Source organism: Dyadobacter beijingensis DSM 21582 (assembly GCF_000382205.1).
Taxonomy (GTDB): domain Bacteria; phylum Bacteroidota; class Bacteroidia; order Cytophagales; family Spirosomataceae; genus Dyadobacter; species Dyadobacter beijingensis.
In genome coordinates, this window is sequence record NZ_KB907788.1 from 501128 (window position 1) to 523103 (window position 21976).

Here is a 21976-nt window from a genome sequence, read left to right on the forward strand (position 1 = left end):
AAGTAAGAAAATGAAAAAGTCATATTTGAAATGGTTCTTCGTAGTAGGTATGGGCGTGGCCCTCGGCGCTTGCAGCGATGACGATAACAATACTACGCCAACACCGGACCCAGGTACCGGAACGCAGTCGCGCTACGTGGTAGCCTCGGCCCCGATCGGTTCGCAGGGTGTGGCGGACTACCTGCTCACCACCGGCGATCTTTCACAGGGAACGATCAGCACCGTAGGGCAGGGTATCGAGCAGGACGGTTCGTACCGCTACTACCTGACGCATAAGGGCAAGTTTTTCAGCCTGTTGTACGGCCAGGGTAACCCCGGCGCCGTCACAACCTATGCACTGGACGAAAAAGGCGCGTTGGTAAAAACCTCCGATTTCCAGAGCGAAACGGTACAGGTATTTGCACCGGCCGGCGACGATATCCTCACTATCAAGGTGCCGAGAAGCGGTAACGAAAGCGCCTCCTGGTTCCGGATTAATGCAGATCAGTCTAAAATCGTAGGCGAAGGACAAGTGAACATCGTGAAACTCGCGGGCAACGGCGAGCGCGCACACTTCACGTGGGCCACGCAGGTGGGTGACAAGATTTTCGCTCCCTATATGAGCATCAAAGGTGCTGCGCCGGACGTATTCGGTACCGTAAACCCCGACAGCAGCTGGGTGGCGGTATTCTCCTATCCAGGTATGACGTTGGAAAAAGTCATCAAAGACAACCGTACCAGCTACATCGGCTCGTATTTCAACAACGGCTTGTCGGTAGACGAGAATGGCGATGTGTACGGCTTCTCGCCGGCAGCGGCTACCAACAGCGGGGTGGCAACTACCACGAAACCATCGGCTTTTGTCCGAATCAAAAAGGGAACGACGGAATTCGACAAGACCTATTTCTTCAATGTTCAGGAAAAATCGGGCGGCTACAAGATCGCGAACCAGACCTACCTGGGCAGCGGCAAGTTCCTGCTTTATATGTACGGCGACATGGGCAAGGCTTCCGGCGCGAAGAAACTGGCGATCGCGGACGCTTACAACCAGACGTTCGTATGGGTAACCGGTACGCCTGACGCCATCGCTTCGTCATCGGCTTCATACAACAACAATACCGTGAGCGACGACAAGAAAAGCGTATTCGTGGGTATCAATACGGAGGCGGGCAGCTGGGTTTACACGTTGGATATCGCCACTGCAACGGCCAAGCAGGGTCTCAAAGTGGAAGGCGGCGCCATTACCGCCATTGTTAAGGTCAAATAGTTTGGGTTTTAGAAGTACAACAAACCCCGCCGGCTATTGCGTACGGCGGGGATTTGTGTTTTGCAGGAACTACGCCGGATGCCGATATTTGCACGGCAAAGCGCATTTTGAAGGGAAAGGGATATGGATTACACCGGTAGCATGGCGATAGAGCAGCATCACGAACAACAGCGGACGGAATTTCCGCTGCACGACCTGGGTGATGCGTTTTTCGCGATGACCACGATCGAAGGCGGCGACGAGCATTTTTTCAATGGCGTTCACCGCCACGATTTCTACGAGCTGCTCTGGTTCACCGACACGAAGGCCGGTGAGTCCCATTACATCGATTTCAATAAATACGCCATCGCGCCGAACCAGGTATTCCTCCTGCTGCCCGACCAGGTCCACAGCATGGACCAGCGCGACAAACGCGGCCTTTTGATGGCCATTTCCAAAGATTTCTTCGAAAGGCTGATCGGCAACGATATCTTCAAACTCTTCCGGTACTCGACCAATTTCTCGGTAACCATCCCGGAATGCAAGCTTTCGGTTTTAAGCACCTTGGCGGACCTCATCCGCCTTGAATACGACGGCGAAAAGCGCGCAGCCATCCTTGAATCCTACCTGCGGAGTTGGTTTTTGCATTGCATTGAGCTCCAAAAAGAATCCGGCGACCCCACACCGCGAGACCCGCGCCTGCAAATGCTGCTCGAATCCATCGAAAGTAACTACCGCCGGCAGCGCAAGGCGGATTTTTATGCCAACGAGCTATCCCTCAGCGCCAAGCGTCTCAACGAGCTCACCCGCGAGTCGTTCGGCAAAACGATCAGCCAGATGATCAACGAGCGCCTCGTCCTCGAAGCCAAACGCGAAATCGGCTACTTGCGTAAGCCTATCAAAGAGATCAGCTACGAGCTGGGTTTTTCGGAGCCGGCCTATTTCACCAGGTTTTTCGGAAAACAAACAGGCTACGCGCCGGAAGATTTTCGGAGGAAGATTGCGGCTTTGTATGAGGAGTGATGCCAACTGGAAAGCAAAGGCAAAGTCATGATACCACTCCACCTTCAACCCAAAATCAAACCGATCCCTGGCTTCGATGGAATATTAGTAGAATATATATGACTAATTAATTCCTGAAAACGCCACATTTGGACAAAACCCCCATCATGATCCCTTACCAGACTGACTGGCAGGTGGCCGAACAGGCCGAGGGAAGGCTGCGGCGCGGCGATGATTTCTATCAGATTGTCGAGCAGCAGTTGATGAACGATACCCAGATCGAGATCAGGTGGAACGGCAGCGGCAAAGTGCAAAAATTGCAAAATGTCGCCGCCAATCAGTTTATCAGGATCCGCGAAGGCGTGCCGGCACCTGAGAAAGTCCTGAGCAAAAAACTGACATTCAAACACAGCCACGCGCACGAAATGCCCGTTTGTGTGCCGGTAGCGAAGGCTTCCATGTGATCAAATTTGCCGGATTTACTTTATTAAAAACAAACCTCGCAGTATTCCGACCGGGATTCCTGCGAGGTTTTGCTTTTTGGGTAGGACTAAATTCTCCGGCACGGGTATGATCTTGGAAATACCGTTCACTCGGTTGCGCAGCTGAAAGTCATTAGAGTCTGCGCTACGCAACCTTTTAACGGAGTCCGGTCTCCGGACATGATTTCATTGTAGTTTGAGTAAAGAGAGGGGCGGCGTGTTCCTCTTTTTCTTTCCCTCAATACTTCCGCTGTTTCCGGTATTGCACTACCTGCTTCGCCATCTTCCCAAACTGCCGCTCAACGCGTTTCTTTTCCAGGGAGTCGGTCTGGTAATGCGCCTGCTCCCGGTTGATTTTCAGGTAGCTTTCGTAAACCTCGCACGGAAGCCTGCCCTCGCGTACAGCCGCGACGACCGCGCACCCGGGCTCATGCTGGTGCGTGCAATCGTGGAACCGGCATTCGGCCGAAAGCGCCGTCAGTAACGGGTGATAGTTCAAACCTTGTTCGTCGGCTTCCAGCGTAACGCCAAACTCGCGCATACCTGGCGAGTCGATCAGCATAGCGCCCGACGGCAGCATGATCAGGTTCCTGGAAACGGTCGTATGCCTGCCCTTGTGGTTGAAATCGCTCACCGCGCCTTCTTCCTGCAACCGGTAGCCCAGCAATGCATTCACCAGCGTGCTTTTCCCGACGCCCGACGAACCGATGAGCACATACGTGTTGCCCGGCAGCAACTGTTCCGCCGCCCATTGTTGCAAGCCTTCATGGCCGGTGGCGCTCAGCAGCAACACGGGGCAATCGTAACCCAATGCGATCACTTCCTGCCGGTAACGCTCCGGATCGGGCACGAGATCCTGCTTGTTCAGCAGCACTACCGGGCTGATATTGCATTGCATAATCTGCACCAAGTAACGTTGCAAACGCATAGGGTTAAAGTCGCGGTCGAGGCCCTGCACGATGAATGCGGTATCGATATTGGTCGCGATCACCTGTTTCTCGGTCGTCCGGCCGGGCAGTTTGCGGCTGAGTTCATTAATCCTTGGTAACACGGATATGATAATGCCCTCATTATCATAGGATTTGAATGCAACCCAGTCGCCGACTTTGGGCAGGTCGGCGTTATCGGTCCCGTTCATCAATGCACCCGAAAGCATGGCATCGGTATTGCCGTCGGCGGTAACAAGCTTGTGGCGGAAACCTTCGATGGAGGTAACGCGTCCCGCTTCGAGTCCTTGCGCTTGGTAAGTATGAAAATGTTGTTCAAAATGGGTATTCCACCCGTATGATGTCAAAGATGTCATTGTAGTAAAGTCTGAGCTATGGGCAGCACATCGCCTGTCCGCGCGCATAGCGGGGAGAAAAATGGATCAAAGCAGGGGATAGTCGCGGGTCCCGAAGAGCGATTAATTCAGAAGACCGGCGTCAGGCTGCAATGTCAGCAGATGGGCGATATGTAGTTTCAGACCTTGACATATTGAGTGCAAAGATAAAAGATTTCTATAAACAGGATTGCCCGTCGGGGCCTAAGTGACGAAGAATTGTAGATACGATGAAGATAATCAGGCTGGTGAATATGACCTGCCAATCATCGTCACGAACCGGTTGCTCATCGGTTTGTTTGTAGTCTTTTTTCATCTGAAATATTGATAGAAAGCACTGTTGTATTTGATTAAATACAAATATATATTCAAGAAAATTAAATATAAAAATAACTATGAAAGCGCTTTTGTCAATTTCGATCATGTGGTTGATGCTCGCCGGATGCAGCGGGCCAAAAAAGGATGACGGTGAGGCAGCCTACATGGTGGAGGCCCCACCGCCACCTCCGGAGCAAAACGAAACGAACGAATCGGTTGTCAACGAAGAAGAATCAGCAGCAGAACCGGCGCCCCCGAAAGGCGGCACGGCAACGGATCGCAAATTCATTAAAACGGGGCGCATTGAGTTCGAAACCGAAGATGCCGTCGCGACACGGAAAACGATTATGGCATCTGTAAAGGCAAGCAACGCCTATGTAAGCCGGGATGATGAAGACCGCAGCAGTAATTCCGTGAGTTATACGATCGTGGTGCATGTACCGGCAGCCCGTTTCGAAACGTTTTTGGCTTCCGCGACGAAAGGGGTTACCGACTTCCGGGAGAAATCCATTTCCAATGAGGACGTGACGGCCCAATACGTGGATACGGAATCCAGGCTCAAAACGAAGAAGGACATAGAAAACCGCTACCGCGCATTGCTGACCAAGGCGAATAACGTGAAGGAAATTCTGGAAATCGAGAGGGAACTAGGCGAAATCCGGACGGACATCGAAGCGACCGAAGCGCAGTTCAGGCAGTTGAACGGCGATATCAAGTATTCGACGCTGCATATCGTTTTCTTTAAATCCATCGAAACATCAAGTCCGTTTCTCACCGAAATTGCCGACGCATTCAAAGAGGGCGTAGGCAACCTCCGCGCATTCACCGTAGTGTTTGTGGCCGTGTGGCCGTTCGCATTGCTCGCTGTCGGGGTGGTGGCAGTGCTGGATTGGTGGAGAAAGAAAAGAAGAAAAGCGCTGAAACAGGAAGCGTCTAAATTAAGCTAAAAATTCCCCGCAAACTGTTTCCCGGTTTTCAAATCCCTTAACCGTACCGACCGCACGGTTCCGATCCCGGCGAACATGATATCGAGCCCGTAAATGTGCCTTAGCGCTTTGTGATAGGTGTTTTTGTAGGCCTCTTTGCCATTGATCAGCAATGTCGCCCGGCGGTTTACCACTTTCATTTCTATGGTGCCGCCGGCGGTAAGGTCGGCGCCCAGGAAGTTGGGCCCCTCGGAGCGGCCGTCCTTTTTTAATTCCGAAAATTGTAATTTACTCCAATGCACGCAGCCCGGTTTCATAATATCGACCATGTGATTGGACGAATCCCCGTACACGGTCAGGCGTACCTGTGAGCAGCGCACACCCGGGCGTGGGGGCGAGGCTTTTACATCCACGAGCAACTCAAAGTTGTCGCCGTCGATGCCGCTGGTATGTGTGTTGATAAAATCGACAAAAAACGTCCGGTTGGTGTCGACGCCCGCCCGCGCTATTTCTTTGGCGCTAACGCTGTTGTAGGCATGTGAAAACAGGCCGGGCGTCTCGATCGGGTATACGCGCGTCGTATCGTACATCATTTTGGCGGTGGCGGTCCAGCCGCTGGTGCGCAGGAAAACGGGCACGGTGTCCAACGGAGTACCAGCCTTTTTTAATATGGCAAAATAGCGCCCCGGCACTTCGTAATAGTGCGAGTAAACACTGTCTTTCGCATTCAACCGTATTTCATCGTTGTCGCCAAAATCGATGGCGTACTCGTTGCTCAGCTCGGATACATGGCCAAAATCACGCAAAACGAAAACGGCAGAATGGGGGTTTTCACCCTCTGGATTTTTACAAAATAAAGTAACCGCCGTTTTTTTGCTCTGCCAAAATACAAACCCGCGCCAGGCGGCAATACCGGCGACGATCAACGCAAAACTGGTGAGCAAGATCATCCGCGAGGGCAATTTCCGGGCGCGTGACCCAGACGACGGGACTTCAACTTGCGGTGTCATAACCGATTGAATATCAGGGCTTTGGGTAAATATGATTGAATTTTGCCTGGACTGTGCATCGATGAACCTGTCCCAATCCGCAAATCCGACATATTGCACCAATGCATCGCGCGTGGCTTTCTGCGGATAATACCGCGCGTCGGTTTTAATTTTCCCGAAAATCCGTTTCAACGTATTCGGGCTGATCCGCACGTGCGTCTTTTTGTAAAGAATGCTGCTGAGCCTGATGAAATCGCTGTTTGTCCATTCCGGACTGTCGGGCTTGCCGTAAGTGTCGGCCACGAGTTGACAACAGTGGTCGAGGAGGTCTAAAGAGCTCGCCTTGTCTTGTCCATTCTCCATAGTAATCATACAATAAACTTCTGTATGTCAGCTTTTTAGGTTGTCCATAATTTTGGATAGCGAACTGGCTAAGCGCATTTGAAAATCTTCGTATTGTCCAATTTTATATTTGCTCACTCAAATTTTTGATGTGCGCCTTCCGGGGAGCCGGACGGCATGAAACCCTAAATATTGGAAAAAAATATGCGACAAAAAATTCTACTTGGCTGCGCCTTGTTGTTTGCCTCTATGGGACCGTTGCTCGCACAGGTGCGGCAACTTACCGGCAAAGTAACCGACGAAGGCGCGAAAGACCTCCCCGGCGTGAGCATTGTCATCAAAGGCACCCAGCGCGGAACGGTGACGGACGTAAATGGCGATTACGCGCTCGTACTACCCGATGGCGAGGCCGTTACCCTCACATTCTCATTTGTAGGCTACCAAAGCCAGGACATTACCCCCGGCGGACAGACGAAGTTGGACGTCACGCTCAGGCAGAGCGATAATGCATTGTCGGAGGTAGTGGTGGTAGGCTACGGAACCCAGAAAAAGAAGGACCTCACCGGCGCTATTTCCTCGATCGGCGCGCGGGATGTGGGTGGGAGGCAGACGTTACAGGTGTCGGATGCCTTGCAGGGCAGCGTAGCCGGCGTTTCGGTTACCCGCAGCAGCGGCGCGCCGGGTTCCGGTTCAAGCATTCTCATCCGGGGTATCACCACCATCGGCACCAACAGTCCGCTGGTGATCGTCGATGGCGTGCCCGTGGCGAGTATCGATAATGTGAACCCCGGCGACGTGGAGAACATTACCGTGCTGAAAGACGCAGCCTCGGCGGCGATCTATGGCTCGCGGGGTGCGGCGGGCGTCATCCTGGTCACGACCAAACGGGCCAAAAGCGGGCAGGGGAGCCTCGAATACACCTACGAGTACGGCGTGCAGCGCGCCACGGCCACGCCTGCCTATGTGGGCGTGCAGGACTATATGCGGTATTTCAATGAGCAGGCCGTCAACGATGGGGCCACGGCGGGGCCGTTTGCGGACGCATACGTTGCTTCTTACCTGGACAGCAACCGCGTGAGCCCCGATCGTTTCCCGAATACCGATTGGCAAAAGGCGATCCTCACACGCAAGAGCGCACCGCGCCAGCGTCACGACCTTGTATTTACAATGGGAACCGGGAAAATCAAGACAAAAGCATCGCTTGGGTACGCGAGTTCCGGTGCGTTCTATGATAACCGTTCGTACGACCGATACCTCTTCCGGGTAAATAATGATATGCAGGTGAACGACAAGATCAGCGTGAACCTCGATGTTTTTTACAAAAGGACTACCAACAAGGGCAATGCCAACGAACTGCCGAACAGTACTTTTAACCCTATTTACGAAGCCCGGGTCATGCCGCCGATCTACGACGATGTGTATGAAAACGGCAGGCTGGCCGTGGGTAAGGACGGCCGGAACCCGCTGGCACAGGTCCGTGAGGGTGGCTTTACCAGGCAGATATACAACCAGCTGGGGGGACGCATGCAGTTTAATTACAAACCGGTAAACGGCCTCACATTCACTGCATTGGTAGCCCCGGTATTTGATTTTGATAAAACCAAATATTTCTCGAAGCAAATCCGCTTCACGAATCCCGACGGTACCGTGGGTACGGTGATGAACCAGGCGCGGACGGTGCTGAACGAAGGCCGGTCGGAAGGGGTAACGATCAACGGACAGGTGCTGGCGAATTATGCAAGGGAGTTCAATAATGCGCATTCCATCGATATTCTGGCGGGTTTTGAGGAAAACTACCGCTCACAGGAATCGCTGGGCGCGTCGCGGAGCGGGTTTGCATTGACGGGCTTCCCTTACCTCAATTCCGGCTCCACGGAGCTGCGCGACAACAACGGCGGCGCCAATGAGTCGGGCTTGCATTCCTTCTTCGGCCGGTTGCAGTACAATTTCAAAAGCAAATATTTTGTCCAGGGAAACCTCCGGTCCGACCTATCGTCGCGGTTCGCATCGCAGTACCGCAAGGCCGTTTACCCGTCCGTTTCGGCTGGCTGGACGATTTCGGAAGAGCAGTTTCTCAAAAGCACGCGGTGGCTGTCGTTCCTGAAACTCCGCGGCTCGTGGGGCGAGGCGGGTAATGAGCGTCTGCTCGACAAGGACGGAAACCCGGCCTATTATCCCTACATGGCTACCATCGATTTCTCCACGGCTTTGTTTTACCAGAATGGCGGCGTGGTACCGCTCACCGGCGGTGCCCAGCAGGTTTACGCGGTGGAGAATATCAGCTGGGAAACCAGCCGGACGGCAGACATCGGTCTCGACGCCTCGTTCCTGAACGACCGCCTCACGCTGGCGGCCGATTATTACAAAAAGACCACCACCAATATCCTTCTGCCGCTCGATATCCCGCTTTACCTGGGTTATGACAAACCCAACCAGAATGCCGGGACGCTGAACGTAAAGGGCTGGGAGCTCGAACTCGGCTGGCGCGACCGCATTAACAAGCTCAATTATTCCGTTTCGGCGAACCTGTCCGATGCGAAGTCGACGGTAGGGGATTTGAAAGGGACCGAGTTTCGCGGCGATCAGATCGTGCGCAATGGCAGCCAGTACAACGAGTGGTTCGGGTATATTTCAAACGGGTTATTTCAAACGGTGGACGAAATCAAGGGAGCGCCGGTGCTGAATGTGACTACGAAGCCGGGGGATGTCCGTTACGTGGATGTGAACCAGGACGGCAAGATCACGACCGACGATAAGGTGTTGCTCGGGGGCGCATTACCGCGGTACCTGTACGGGGGAAACCTGCGGGCGGATTATGAGGGTTTTGATGTGGGGCTGACATTCCAGGGAGTAGCCAAAAAACTGGCGCGTCTGAGTTCCGAGGTAACGCAGCCATTTGCGGAGGCATTCGGTAATATGCCTGCCGAAATGGTGGGCAAGTTTTGGAGCAACAATAATACCCCCGATCAGAACCTGAAAGCGACCTATCCCCGGCTTTCGCGCACATCCAATGCCGCCAACTACGCGCTTTCGGATTACTGGCTGATGAGCGGCGCCTATTTCCGGTTGAAAAATATCACAATGGGCTATACCCTGAAACCGGATATGCTGAAAAAGACGGGCGTACAGTCGCTGCGGCTCTACCTCTCGGCCAACGACGTTTTCTCGCTCAGCAAGTTCCCCAAATACCTCGATCCGGAATCGGGCAGCTATTCGTACCCGATCGTAGCCACCTTCATGGCCGGCGCCACGATCCGGTTTTAGAAACCCTTTTTGACCTATAACATATGAAAAAGACGCTATTCCTGCTGCTTCTCGCCGGCACGACGGGCTGCCACACCCTGGACCTGAACCCGCTATCGGAAGCCTCCACGGGCACATTTTATTCCAACCAGACAGAGCTCGAACTCGCCGTAAATGATTTGTACCGGCTGGCATTCTGGGGCAACGACAACGAACTGTTCAGCGACAACGAATGGCACCGCGGGCAACTGACCAATGCCGTGATCGGTGGTACGATGAATGCCGACGACGCCAATGTGCAAACGTTCTGGCTCAATTCCTACAAAGCCATCGCCCGGGTCAATTCGTTCATTGCCAACAAAGACCGCGCCGCCACAAACACTCCGGCAGCGGTAATGCTCCGCCTCGAAGCGGAAATGCGGCTGATACGCGCCTACCAGTATTCACGGCTGATCACGCATTTCGGCGATGTCCCGCTGCTCACCGATCCGGTAGCCTTGGAGGATTCCTACGACATTTCCAGGAAAAACCAGGCAGAAATCCTGCAATTCGTTTTCGACGAGCTGGATTTTGCCATTGCCAACCTGCCCGTTTCTTACGGTGCTTCCGAAACCAAACGGCTGACGAAAGGTGCTGCGCTGGCGATCAAGGCGCGTACTGCGTTGTATGCCGGTAAATGGGAGATCGCCCGCGATGCTTCCAAAGCGGTGATCGACCTGGGCGTATATGCATTGCACGGCAGCTATTCGCAGTTGTTTTTAAAAGCGGGAGAAACGAGCAAGGAGATCATTATCAGCGTGCCGCGCGATGAAAAGCAGCAGGTTTTCAATGGGGCCGGTTATGTGCAGGACAATATCTCGCGTAATGCCGGCGGGTTCGGTGCGCAGCTGCCCACCCGCGACATCATGGACGCCTACGAGTGTACGGACGGGAAGCCGATCGACGAATCGCCGTTGTACAATCCCCAGGCGCCTTTTAAAAACCGTGACCCGCGGCTGACGGCGACCATCGTGGAGTTCAACACGCAGTGGCTGGGTTATAATTACATGCCGCATCCGGATTCCCTAACGGTGTTCAGTTCGAAGGAAAACCGCCGGGTCCCCAACAAAGATACCCGTGCCGTGGCCGCATTTGCGAGTTTCACAGGCCTGCTTTGGAAAAAAGGCATCGACCAGACCTGGCCCGACCGGTTGGTAGAGGACAACGACGCGATCGTCATTCGTTACGCCGAAATGCTCCTGACGTACGCAGAGGCCAAAATGGAGCTTGGAGAGATCGATGAAAGCGTTTTGAACGCTGTTAACCAGATCCGGGCGCGGGCTTATGGGGTGAGTGTGGACCAAACCAATGCTTACCCCACCATCACCGGCGCCAATGCGGCCGCATTGCGCAAAGTGCTGCGCCGCGAGCGCCGCGTAGAGTTCCCCCGCGAAGGGCTGCGGTACATGGACCTGATCCGGTGGAAACTGGCAGAAAAGGCATTGTCGACGCCGGTAATAGGCCTGCCCGACCCGGCGGCGCAGAACCGCGCCAAATGGCCCTTCCCCGGCGTAACGCCCCTCGACGACGACGGCCTGGGTGATTATTCCGCCTTTGGTACCGATGTAAAAGTGCTTTCCCAGCGCAGTTTCGACAAGTCCCGGCAATACCTCTGGCCGATTCCTGCCGTAGAGCGGCGTGTGAACCCGAATATCACACAGAATGCCGGATATTAATCTTAAATTTTCCCATTGATTTTCAAACCTATGAGTCTTTCGATGAAAAGAAATCGAGTGTGGGCGCTTGTGGCCGGCTCCGTGATGTGTATTGCCCAGCCGACGTTTGCGCAAAAGTCCAAACAACCTTCGTACAGCGGCATTTACCCCCATTTGGCTATGTATAACAATGAAGGTGAATGCGGTACCGGTGCCGTGGTGCGCTGGGCCGGGAAGCTTTGGGCAATTACTTACGGCCCGCACCTGCCGTTCGGCTCTTCGGACAAGCTGTACGAGATCGGCACGGACCTGAAACAAACGGTCCGCCCCGAGAGCATCGGCGGTACACCCGCCAACCGGATGATCCACCGCGAAAGCAACCAGCTTTTTATCGGGCCGTATGCCATCGATAGCAAAGGCGAGGTGCGCACAATCCCGTACAAAGGAGGCGAAGGCAGAGCCATGCCAGGCCGCCATACGGGCAATGCGCGGCACCTCACCGATCCTGCCGGGAAAATCCTCTACGGCACGATGGAGGAGGGTTTTTATGAAGTGGATGTAAAAACGCTTGCCCCCAAAATGCTGTACGAAGACGGCAACGTCGACCGTGACAAGGAAACGAACAAAGCGACCTACCAAACCAAGGGCCTGCTTCCGGGCACGCACGGGAAGGGCTTCTATTCGGGGCAAGGCGTAGCGGTGTATTCCAACAATGGCGAGCCGGGCCGGAAGGCAGAAATACAGTTCGATATCGAATCGGGATCGCTGTCGGAATGGGACGGGAAGAACTGGAAGGTAGTCCGCCGCAACCAGTTTGTGGAAGTAACCGGGCCGGGGGGCATCGAGGGCAACCGCAACCCTGCCACGGACCCGATCTGGGCGACGGGCTGGGACCATAAATCGGTATTGCTGGGTGTGCGCGATCACGGTAAATGGACTTTCTATCGCCTGCCGAAAGCCAGCCACGCCTACGACGGCGCCCACGGCTGGAATACCGAATGGCCGCGCATCCGCGACGTGGGTACCGTACAGCAACCCGATTACCTGATGACGATGCACGGCATGTTCTGGAAATTTCCGGGGCAGTTCAACTCGCAGAACAGCGCCGGTATCCGTCCGCGCTCGGCTTATCTGAAAGTAATAGGAGATTTTACCCGCTGGAACGGGCAGCTCGTTTTCGGCTGCGACGATTCCGCCCAGCGCGAGTTTTTGAACAAACGCAAGGCCAAGGGCGGGATAGAAGGTCCCGGACAATCCAATTCCAATCTTTGGTTTACCCCCCTTGACCTGCCCGACCAGCTGGGCCCCAATGCGGCGGAAGGCTCGGTATGGCTCAATGAGGCCGTTAAAGCCGGACAAACCTCCGAGCCGTTTCTCTTTGCGGGATGGGCGCACCGCGGCGTGTGGATACGCAACGAGGGCGATAGCGAAACGGATTTTGTATTGGAGGTCGATAAAAAGGGTAATGGAGAATGGACAGTGCTGAAAACCTTGAAAGTCGGTGCCGGAATGGCTTCGAATGAAGCATTCAGCAACGCCGATGCCGGCGAATGGGTCCGGGTCAGGTCCGTTAAAGCCACGACGGCGACGGTTCATTTTAATTACACTTCGGATGACCGTCGTGCGGGTACGCCGGATGCGATTTTCAAAGGGCTGAGCAATACGGGAGCGACTGCCAGCCACGGCGGGTTACTGTACGGGCTGGGCGAAAACAGGCGGGTACTGGGTGTGGCGGCGACGGATTTTAAAGGGACGAAGCCCGTTGACGCCGGTTACTACGAGCTCGACCGTAATATGCAGCTTACCCGACAGGAGGATGCCAAAATACATGCATTTATCCAAACCAAATTCGCTATTCCTAAACAAGTCGTAACTGTGGAGGCATCGTCGGTGCTGGTGGTCGACGATAAGGGCCGCCGGTGGCGGTTACCGCTGGGCAATGACGCGTTCACCGGCCTTACCAACGAGGCTTCGCTGCGCATTTGCCGCGAGGTGGCTACGGAGCGCGACCTTTTCAATTGCCACGGCACATTTTACGAGTTACCGGCTGAGAATGCCGATGGTTATGCCAAAATCCGCCCTGTTTCCTCGCACAACCTGCGCATTCACGATTATGCATCCTACCGCGGCCTGCTGGTGATGACCGGCATCGACCCGAAAGCGATGCAGAACAGCGAGCACATCATTGTTTCGGACGACAAAAAAGCGGCGGTATGGGCTGGTGCGATTGACGATCTCTGGAAACTCGGTAAACCGACCGGCCATGGCGGCCCGTGGAAAGATACGCAGGTGAATGCAGCGCAAAGCTCGGACCCTTACCTGATCGGTTTTTACGATCAAAAAAGCCTTAAACTTTCGCACGATGCGAAGGAGGCCGTGACTTTTACCCTCGAAGCCGACCCAATCGGTAACGGGCCTTGGATGGCTTACAAATCGTTCACGGTGAAGCCGGGACAGACCGTTTCATTTGCATTTCCGAAAAATTTCTCCGCCCGGTGGGTACGGTTCACGGCTGACAAGTCCTGCAAAGCAACAGCCTGGCTCGAATACCGGTAACCTATAATTTCAGGCAAACATTTATATTTCAGGACTGAAACACATCCGAAATGGACGCCCGTCAAATCCTGAAAGAACATTTAACCAAATCCGTCGAACTGACCGATGCGCAGTTCGACGGATTTTATGCTTGCTTCAAACACGAATCGTTCCGGAAAGGGCAAACGCTCATACGCGAAGGCGACGCGGTAACGCGCGAGTATTTCGTGCTGAGCGGCTGTCTGAAAACCTATTTCCTGAACGACGAACTCAAAATGACCATCCTGCAATTCGCCATGCCTACGTGGTGGGCGTCGGATTACATGGCTTTGTATAACCATTGCAAGGCGGCCGTCATGGTGGATTGCGTTTCCAATGCGGAGGTACTGTCGATTTCCGCGGACGACAGGGAAAGAATGTGCCACGAAGTCGAGGCAATAGGGCATTTCTTTCGCTGGCGTACCAACAGGGGCTTCGCGGCTTTGCAGAAAAGGTTGCTATCGTTTATGACCAACGACACCAAACAACGTTATGAAGATCTGCTGGCCCAGTATCCGATGCTTTTCCAACTCGTTCCGAAGCACCTCATCGCTTCGTACCTGGGCGTGTCGCGCGAGACCGTGAGCAGGCTTTACCATGCTTCGCGTTAATGCAAAATGTGACATAGGTCACACAACACCGATTGTTTTCTCTGCTTAATTTGCGCAGCGGGTTTCACTTACCGCCCGCGAACCTGGATTATGTGGAACCAAAACCGTGTTTCCCGCACGCTGGGAATCGAATATCCGATATTGCAAGGCCCGTTCGGGGGAAATCTGTCGTCTGTCAAACTCGTTTCGACGGTTTCTAACCTCGGCGGAATGGGCGGCTACGGCGCTTACATGCTCACGCCCGACGAGATCGTTGCATTGGATAAAGAGCTGAAACAAGCTACCGACAAACCCTATAACATTAACCTCTGGATCTCCGACACCGATTTTCCCGCCGGGGAGGTTTCCGACGAACAATTCGCGAAAGCCGCCGCGCTCGTAAAACCCTTTTTCGACGAGCTGGGCGCGCCGCTGCCGGCCAAACCGAAAGCTTACCCATCCCGTTTTGAAAACCAGGTAGATGCATTGCTGGCCGCCAAACCGCCGGTTTTCAGCTTTATTTTTGGTGTGCCGTCGCAAACTATCCTGGAAGATTTTCGTAAAAAAGGCATTAAACTCATAGGCAATGCGACCACGCTCGACGAGGCTATTGCATTGGACAATGCGGGCGTGGATGTCATTATCGCTTCCGGCTTCGAAGCGGGTGGTCACCGGCCGTCGTTCCTGGAATCGCCCGAGGCGTCGCTCGCGGGCACATTCGTACTCGTGCAACAGATCCGCGACAAGGTAAAAACGCCCGTGGTAGCCGCCGGGGGTATAGCCGATGCCCGCGGTGTAGCGGCCGCACTGACGCTCGGCGCCGAAGGCGTGCAGATCGGTACCGCGTTCCTGGCGACCGAAGAATCCGGCGCGAGCACCTACCACCGCAATCTCCTGCACTCGGACGCAGCGCGCTACACGACATTGACCAAAGTATCGACGGGCCGCCTGGGCAGGGGCCTTCGCAGCCGTTATACCGAAACTATTGCCGGCCACAACGACGAACTATTGCCGTTCCCATTGCAAAACCAGTTTATCGTACCGCTCCGCAAAGCCGCCACGGAAAAGCAGCAATACGACCTGATCATGTTCTGGGGCGGCCAGATCGCGCCGGTATTGAAGCATACCAGCGCGAAAAAGCTCTTTGAAACGATCGTCGAAGAAGTGCCCAACTACCTATTCGCTCCACGGTGAATGTAAAATGCAGTCGCAGAAGTTTTTGCGCTCGAAATTCGGGATCATGTAAGCGCATACGTCGGCTTTGATATTGCCGAATGTCGTGTCCGTTTTGTGCGCAAAACCGGAGAAGAATGTAGGTATGATCCTGTTCTTGAAATCGTTGCGCGGAAAAGCGGCAATGATGGCCTCGCGATCGGCGGTGCTGAGGTGCTCGTAGCCTTCGCCCATCACATCGAGCCCTACGCCGGAATACAGTAGTGCTACCTCCGGTTCCTTGTACTCGGCCACGCCGATGGTCGTGTGCAATGCGATGGCGTCCCATACGAGCTGCATCGATTCTTTGGGTAACCCGTTGCTTTTCAGGAAATCGCGGGCGGCATCGGCGCCGTCTACCTCGAACCGTTTGTCGGGGCTGCTGTAATGTGGCGTGAGGCCCAGGTCGTGGAAAACGGCGCTGATGTAGAGCAGTTCGGGGTCGTACACCTGTTTTTCCCGGTTGCCGTTCAATGAAGCGAACAGGAATACCCGCAATGAATGGTTGTAAATAAACTCGGTACCGTGTTCGAGGAGCAGGTCGGTGGCGTCGTTGGCCAGCTTGCTATCGGGTATGCGGATGCCCGCGATGGTTTGCAATGCGTTGACAGACATAGTTTTGTGTTTTTTGTTTTTACAAAATTAGGTCTGTGCGCCGCGCCGGGGAATGTCAGATTTGGCGGATCACCTGCCAAAATTGACGAAGCGCGTGCGGTAATCCTGGGGCGACATCTGTGCATTCTTCTTGAAAAAATGGCTGAACTGCTCAGGCGTGCTGAAATGCAGGTAATAGGCGATTTCCTTCACCGGCTGCGACGAAAACTGCAACGACCGCTTGGCCTCCGCGACGATCTGCCCGTTGATAATTTCCTTCGCCCCTTTGCCAGCACAGCGCCTGCAAATATCCGAAAGCCTCCTCGCCGGAATATTGAGCGCCTGCGCATATTCCGCTACTTCATGTATTTCGCGGTATTTCCGGCTGACAAGCTCGATAAAGCTTCGGTAGAGTTGTTTTTCGTAATTATCAAATCCCGCGCCCGCCTCCGCATTGATATTCGCGATCTTGATCATCATAATTTTCAAATAGGCCGCCAGCGCGTCGATTTTGTTCACATAATCTTTCTTTTCAAACTCATGATGCATTGTTTGAAATAAAAAACTCAATTCCGCGAATGCAACTTCATTCACAATTAGCTGCTGATTTTCAGCCGCATTGTTGAACAGCACGGCCTTGCAGTTGCTGGCGCTGTCCGGCGCTTTTTCCCAGAAACAATCGCCGAAACTTAGTTCATAGCCGGTCAATACGGTCCTTTCGGGGAATCTTAATAATTGCCCTTTTGAAAGTAGGAAAAGCGATTTTTTCCTCAGTTCGAACCGTGCATCGTCGATCTCGATCACACCGGACCCTTCGGCTACAAAAAGGATCCGATGATACGCCAGGCGTTCAGGTATGGGTGTAATTCTTTCGTTTTGCGTGAAATGACTGACGCGAAAAGAGTCCTTAATATCCTGTTCAAATGCGAGTTCCATGCGAATGCGGGCGGTAATAAATGGAAAAGAAGAATCCACTTTCCAAAGTTCCGCCCGGCATTACTTTAATACCGCGACATTATTCTGATCGCTCAGATCGAGCATATAAGACAGCGGATCGAGCATGACCGTCACCGGCCCTCGCGGCACCACAATGCGGAGCACCGACCGGTTTTTCGAAAAATGATGCCGTTGCAGATAAATGGATTTTGGGAGTCCGGTATCCGGCGTGATGGCCTGGTTAAAAACCGCTATATCAATGCTGTCATCCGGTATCAGCGGCACAGGTTTGCCGGATGTTTCGTCTGTTTTACGTACATCGATTTCAAGGGTCAGTAACTGCTGCTTGTTGGGTAATGATTTGTTTGACAGTATTTTAATCGCATTATCAAATACAATCACCTTCCTGAAAAGCTGGTCGATCAGCCTTACCTGTGCCGGATTCGCTCCGCGTTTTAATGCGTCGATCAGGTCGGTGGCATCCGGTTTTTGCAAGGGATAGCCATGCTTGTTGACCAGTCCCCGCAATGCGCGGTTCAAATGGGTTTCGCCGAGTGTTTCTTTGAGGCGGAATAGGACCAATCCGCCTTTTTGATAATGTACGAAAGGCTGGTCGGTGGTTAGCCAAAGCGGTTTCTCCTTTTCACCGAAAGCACCTCGGTAGGCGAAATAGAGCTGCGAATCCTTCACTTGGCACGGCCGCAGGTGCATTTTACCAAACCGTTTTTCGGTCACCATTGCCTCGGTGTACTTGGCGAGGGATTCGGTCAGCAATGCGTCTCCGGGGCCCGCCGGGGCTGCCAGCCGTCCTGCCCACCACTGGTGCGCCGTTTCGTGCGCGGTAGTGGCGTAGGTGAAGTTAAAACCCGCGCTGTCGCTGAAATTGCCTCGGAAATTGGCCCGTTCCTGGCTGAAAATCACGCCGGGATAGGCGGTAGCGGAGCCGGGATAATGCGGGATTTCGGCCAGCGTGAGCTCGCGGTGCGGGTACGGGCCGAAATTTGCATTGCCGTAGTCGATGGCGTCTTTCATGGCTAGCAGGATGGTCGGAACATTCTCCGGATGTTGGGGATGGTGGTAAATACGGAATGTCGTGCCTTTGTAATGTTCTGTTTTGACAGCATAGCGGGCAGAACTCAATGCGAACATATAGGGGATCGGTTCTTTGGACTTGTAATGAAAATAGCTGCGTCCAGCCTGCTCCCAACTTTTGGCCAACGTGCCCACGGTCACTGCGTGTTGCCCGGTTTTCGTGGAGATAGTGTTTTGAAAGTGAATAAAATGGTATCGGTGATCGGTCGATAGTAAGTTCTTGCGGGGAGGTAGGCCATTTGCTCGCCGCTGCTCCGGGTCTTCGATTTCGTAAGCTGCCCGGTACCCGAAATGCGGCAGGTATTTTTCCAATTCGATGTAGGAGCCATTTTGGGCTACCGCATTCTCGCTGTTGAATGTCTTAAATGCAGATCGGTCGGCGCGAAGCTCGAAATGGATGGTCATCTCCTGGCCGGGCGCGAGCGGCCTGTCTGGGCGGTACCAATGCTGCCCGAAGGTTTCGTCTGCGGATTCCGGCGAGGCGTGTTCGGGAATGAGTTTCAGCAGTTCAATATCAGGGTCGATACCGATGCAGAGCCGGGTAATGGGCTGTTTTGATTTGTTTTTAACCTTCATAGAACCCTTCACCGTGTAGTAGTGCTCGTCTGGAAAAAGGTCGGTATGCAGGTCGACAGCCGTGACGACCGGCTGCGGCTGGCTTTCAAGCGGTTTGTATTTGCGTTCGTACCGTGCCTGCCATTCCGCATCGGCCGACCCGGTGCGGTTATGCGCCGAATAGCCTGTTTGGTATTGTATATAAATGCCCGTCCCGATGGCCAGCAGGAGACAAATCCCGATGAATGCGACGGTTCGCCTCGCGGGCGTGGGGCTGGTACGTATGCGTGCGCGCCAGCTCTCCTGTGCGTCACCCGGCCAAATACGCGTGGCTGCCGCCGCGAATGCGAGCGCGATCAGCGTCCAGTAAAGCATATACCAGCCAAACGAGCCGTCGCTGTGACCAAATCCGTGGAAATCCGAATAGCGAAGGCGGGGAGCGGTGGCAAAGCGTGCCAGGTAGTTTTCCAGCCCGAATTTTCGACCAAAAATAATAACACCGATCACGAGCCCGCTGATGAGCATTCCGAGGTATTTGTTGCGCACGGCGGTTTGGATGAATACGATCAGGATCGCGTAAAGCACGAGAGGCAAGCCTGCGTAATAGTAGAGCGAGCAATAGGTATCCCATTCCAAAAACGCAAACCCGGAAAACCATTGCACAGCTACTCCTACCGCAATATGCACGGTGATGAGCGCCGCGATCCAGGTGATCAATGCGGCGCATTTGGCCAGGGCAAAAACCGTCATTGAAACCGGCGTCGAGAAAATCAGCGGATGGATTCCCGTTGTATTCTCCCGGTGAATCGATTCGGAAGCGTAAAAAATGATGAGCAGCAATGCGGGACGAACGGCCGTGAGCTGTTCGGCGAGGATTCCGCTCGTAGCATAGCTCCGTACGCCGTAGGGGCCGTTGGAAAGGTTTTCGAACAGTTCGACGGCATTGAAAAACACCCACAATGCAAAGATCAGCGCCGTTATGACCGGCCCGAAGAGCGTTCTTGTTTCAAGTTTGAATATTCGCCAGAATGCCAGCCGTTGATAGCTTCGCTCATTAATGCAATGACCGATTACGCGATAAGGGATAGCGTTTGCCATCTCAGGTGGCTGTGCGCGGCCCGTCTTATTTTCTTTTTCCACCAAAACCCTGAATTGGAACCGGCTGTAAGCAAGCCCCAGCAATGCGAGGGAAATGGCGGTCCAGAGCAAACGGTTGGCGATGAATATTGGCGTTAGCGGAAATAGCTCCTGGTTGCGCCGCCAAGCGGGCCAGTTCATGGTTTCTCCGAAAAACGCCGTCAGACCGAAGGGGTCGATCAGCACCGAAAGCCAGCCCGGGCCGCCCGGGGCGGGAACGGACCCGGCCATGACCGGCGAATTGCCGAGAATAGAAGCCGTAAAATAGCTAATGAATATTAAAACACCGGCGGTGTAAACCAGACGCGCATTGCGCGTGAGCAGCGCTGTCGCATACACGATGCTGCAACCAAACACGCCCCCCGGCAGGCCGAATGTAAGCAGCGGCGCCAGGTAATATGATAAATGAAAAGGCCCGAGCAGGTCTGCCGGGGCCAGGAACGTTACCATCATGGTGCCCAACGCGGCGAGGCAGATGATCAGGAAGACGGCGCCCAGCAATCCCGCCAGCCGGACTGCGAAATAGGGCAGGCGGCCCATGCTGGTCGTGAAAATCAGCGCTTCCATACGATGCTGCGAATCTCGGAGGACCACCGCCGCGCACGCGAGTGTGCTCACGAAAATGGTGAAAAGTGCGAGCAGACAAATGATGAAATTGGTCACATACGGTGCATTCCGGTGTATTTCATCGCCGCCAAAGCTGCCGAACGGCATGATGATGCCCAATATCAGGAAAAGCAACGCGGCTATCCGGAAGGTGACCTGCCGGAAATGATAACCCAATTCGAAACAGAGTGCGGCGGTCAGCATGGCAGCTCCTCCTTTCTCCCCATGCCCGCGAGCGTGGCAAAATAGACGTCTTCCAGTCCCGGATCGAATGCTTCGAAACCTTCCCCGGGGTGCTCGCCCTCATACACGTGCACCTGAATGCGCCCGGCGACCCTGCGCGTGGAAATAACGCGGACGGCGGTTTGGAGCTCGATTAGCTCTGCCGGTGTCACGGTTTTTCGCCATAGCCGGCCTTTCAGGGAATGTGTCAGGACTTCGGGCTTGCCTTCTAGAACGACGCGGCCAGCGGCCAGTACGGCCATTTGCGGACAGAGGTCGTGCACGTCGTCCACAATGTGCGTCGAGAGTATGACCACAATCTGCTCCCCGATCTCGCTCAGCAGGTCGTGAAATCGGTGCCGTTCCGAAGGGTCGAGCCCGGCCGTGGGCTCGTCGACGATCACCAGCTGTGGGTTGCCGAGCAATGCCTGCGCGATCCCGAATCGCTGGCGCATTCCGCCTGAAAACGTGCTAACGGCCTGCCTGCGGTACTGGTAGAGGTTGGTCCGCTGCAAAAGCGCCGCAACTTGTTCGCGCCGGTCGGTTTTGCGGGTAAGCCCCTTCAATACGGCCAGGTGGTCGAGTAAATGTTCAGCCGATACGCCCGGATATACGCCGAAATCCTGCGGTAAGTAACCGAGCCTGCTTCTCAGCCAGTTGGGTTCGCGGGCGATATCCTGGCCGTCGAAGGTCACCCGTCCGCTGTCGGGCTGGGTGAGCGTGGCGAGGATGCGCATAAATGTCGATTTGCCCGCGCCATTGGGCCCGAGCAACCCGAACATCCCGTTCGGTATTTGGAGCGACACGCCGTCCAGGGCGCGGACGCCGTTGGGGTAGGTTTTGGAGAGGTTTTCGATTATTATTCGTTGCATGACATGGCTTTTGAAGTTCCGGCTTCAAATATGGATGTCATGGG

General features: G+C 54.3%; 15 protein-coding genes. 9 read left to right on the top strand and 6 right to left on the bottom strand.

Annotated elements, in window-relative coordinates:
• Positions 1 to 10 precede the first annotated feature (10 nt).
• The 3 genes from H144_RS0115610 to H144_RS0115620 all read left to right on the top strand — a co-directional run bounded on the left by H144_RS0115610 (position 11) and on the right by H144_RS0115620 (position 2691).
• Positions 11 to 1246, top strand: a complete 1236-nt coding sequence (locus H144_RS0115610) for a DUF4374 domain-containing protein (protein WP_019943020.1) — start codon at positions 11 to 13, stop codon at positions 1244 to 1246.
• Between the two features lie 123 nt (positions 1247 to 1369).
• A complete protein-coding gene (locus H144_RS0115615; RefSeq protein WP_019943021.1) occupies positions 1370 to 2248 on the top strand; it encodes a helix-turn-helix domain-containing protein in 879 nt (292 codons plus the stop codon).
• Between the two features lie 128 nt (positions 2249 to 2376).
• The gene (locus H144_RS0115620; protein ID WP_157504754.1) at positions 2377 to 2691 is read left to right on the top strand and encodes an ASPIC/UnbV domain-containing protein; all 315 of its coding nucleotides are present in this window, start codon (positions 2377 to 2379) and stop codon (positions 2689 to 2691) included.
• A gap of 256 nt (positions 2692 to 2947) precedes the next feature.
• Here the strand turns inward: H144_RS0115620 and rsgA are convergent, their stop codons facing one another.
• On the bottom strand, positions 2948 to 4012 hold the full coding sequence (gene rsgA, locus H144_RS0115625; RefSeq protein ID WP_019943023.1) for a ribosome small subunit-dependent GTPase A: 1065 nt from the start codon (positions 4010 to 4012) through the stop codon (positions 2948 to 2950).
• Between the two features lie 413 nt (positions 4013 to 4425).
• On the opposite strand from rsgA, the gene H144_RS0115640 reads away from it, so the two are divergent.
• Entirely contained in the window at positions 4426 to 5295 is an 870-nt protein-coding gene (locus H144_RS0115640; RefSeq protein ID WP_084599970.1) for a DUF4349 domain-containing protein, read from the top strand.
• On the opposite strand, the gene H144_RS0115645 is transcribed toward H144_RS0115640, so the two are convergent.
• Positions 5292 to 6626 (bottom strand): hypothetical protein, encoded by a 1335-nt coding sequence (locus tag H144_RS0115645; protein ID WP_026350725.1) that lies wholly within the window; start codon positions 6624 to 6626, stop codon positions 5292 to 5294. The two genes, H144_RS0115640 and H144_RS0115645, sit on opposite strands and share 4 nt — an antisense overlap.
• A gap of 183 nt (positions 6627 to 6809) precedes the next feature.
• Between H144_RS0115645 and H144_RS0115650 the strand changes: the two genes are divergently transcribed.
• From H144_RS0115650 to H144_RS0115670, 5 genes are all read left to right on the top strand, one after another.
• Positions 6810 to 9869, top strand: a complete 3060-nt coding sequence (locus tag H144_RS0115650) for a SusC/RagA family TonB-linked outer membrane protein (RefSeq protein ID WP_026350726.1) — start codon at positions 6810 to 6812, stop codon at positions 9867 to 9869.
• Between the two features lie 23 nt (positions 9870 to 9892).
• Positions 9893 to 11563, top strand: coding sequence for a RagB/SusD family nutrient uptake outer membrane protein (locus H144_RS0115655; protein ID WP_019943029.1), 1671 nt, complete (start codon positions 9893 to 9895; stop codon positions 11561 to 11563).
• 42 nt (positions 11564 to 11605) lie between these two features.
• Positions 11606 to 14098 (top strand): hypothetical protein, encoded by a 2493-nt coding sequence (locus H144_RS0115660; RefSeq protein ID WP_026350727.1) that lies wholly within the window; start codon positions 11606 to 11608, stop codon positions 14096 to 14098.
• 50 nt (positions 14099 to 14148) lie between these two features.
• Entirely contained in the window at positions 14149 to 14727 is a 579-nt protein-coding gene (locus H144_RS0115665) for a Crp/Fnr family transcriptional regulator (RefSeq protein WP_019943031.1), read from the top strand.
• Positions 14728 to 14817: 90 nt separating this feature from the next.
• Entirely contained in the window at positions 14818 to 15900 is a 1083-nt protein-coding gene (locus H144_RS0115670; protein WP_019943032.1) for an NAD(P)H-dependent flavin oxidoreductase, read from the top strand.
• Here the strand turns inward: H144_RS0115670 and H144_RS0115675 are convergent.
• The 4 genes from H144_RS0115675 to H144_RS0115690 all read right to left on the bottom strand — a co-directional run bounded on the left by H144_RS0115675 (position 15883) and on the right by H144_RS0115690 (position 21932).
• The gene (locus H144_RS0115675) at positions 15883 to 16533 is read right to left on the bottom strand and encodes an HD domain-containing protein (protein ID WP_019943033.1); all 651 of its coding nucleotides are present in this window, start codon (positions 16531 to 16533) and stop codon (positions 15883 to 15885) included. The two genes, H144_RS0115670 and H144_RS0115675, sit on opposite strands and share 18 nt — an antisense overlap.
• A 69-nt stretch (positions 16534 to 16602) precedes the next feature.
• Positions 16603 to 17448 (bottom strand): helix-turn-helix domain-containing protein, encoded by an 846-nt coding sequence (locus H144_RS0115680; RefSeq protein WP_019943034.1) that lies wholly within the window; start codon positions 17446 to 17448, stop codon positions 16603 to 16605.
• A gap of 60 nt (positions 17449 to 17508) precedes the next feature.
• Complete coding sequence (locus tag H144_RS0115685; RefSeq protein WP_019943035.1) at positions 17509 to 21042, bottom strand: ABC transporter permease/M1 family aminopeptidase; 3534 nt, start codon at positions 21040 to 21042, stop codon at positions 17509 to 17511.
• Positions 21036 to 21932: an ABC transporter ATP-binding protein gene (locus tag H144_RS0115690; protein ID WP_019943036.1), complete on the bottom strand. Its 897-nt coding sequence runs from the start codon at positions 21930 to 21932 to the stop codon at positions 21036 to 21038. Before H144_RS0115690 ends, H144_RS0115685 begins: the two co-directional genes overlap by 7 nt.
• Positions 21933 to 21976: the final 44 nt, after the last annotated feature.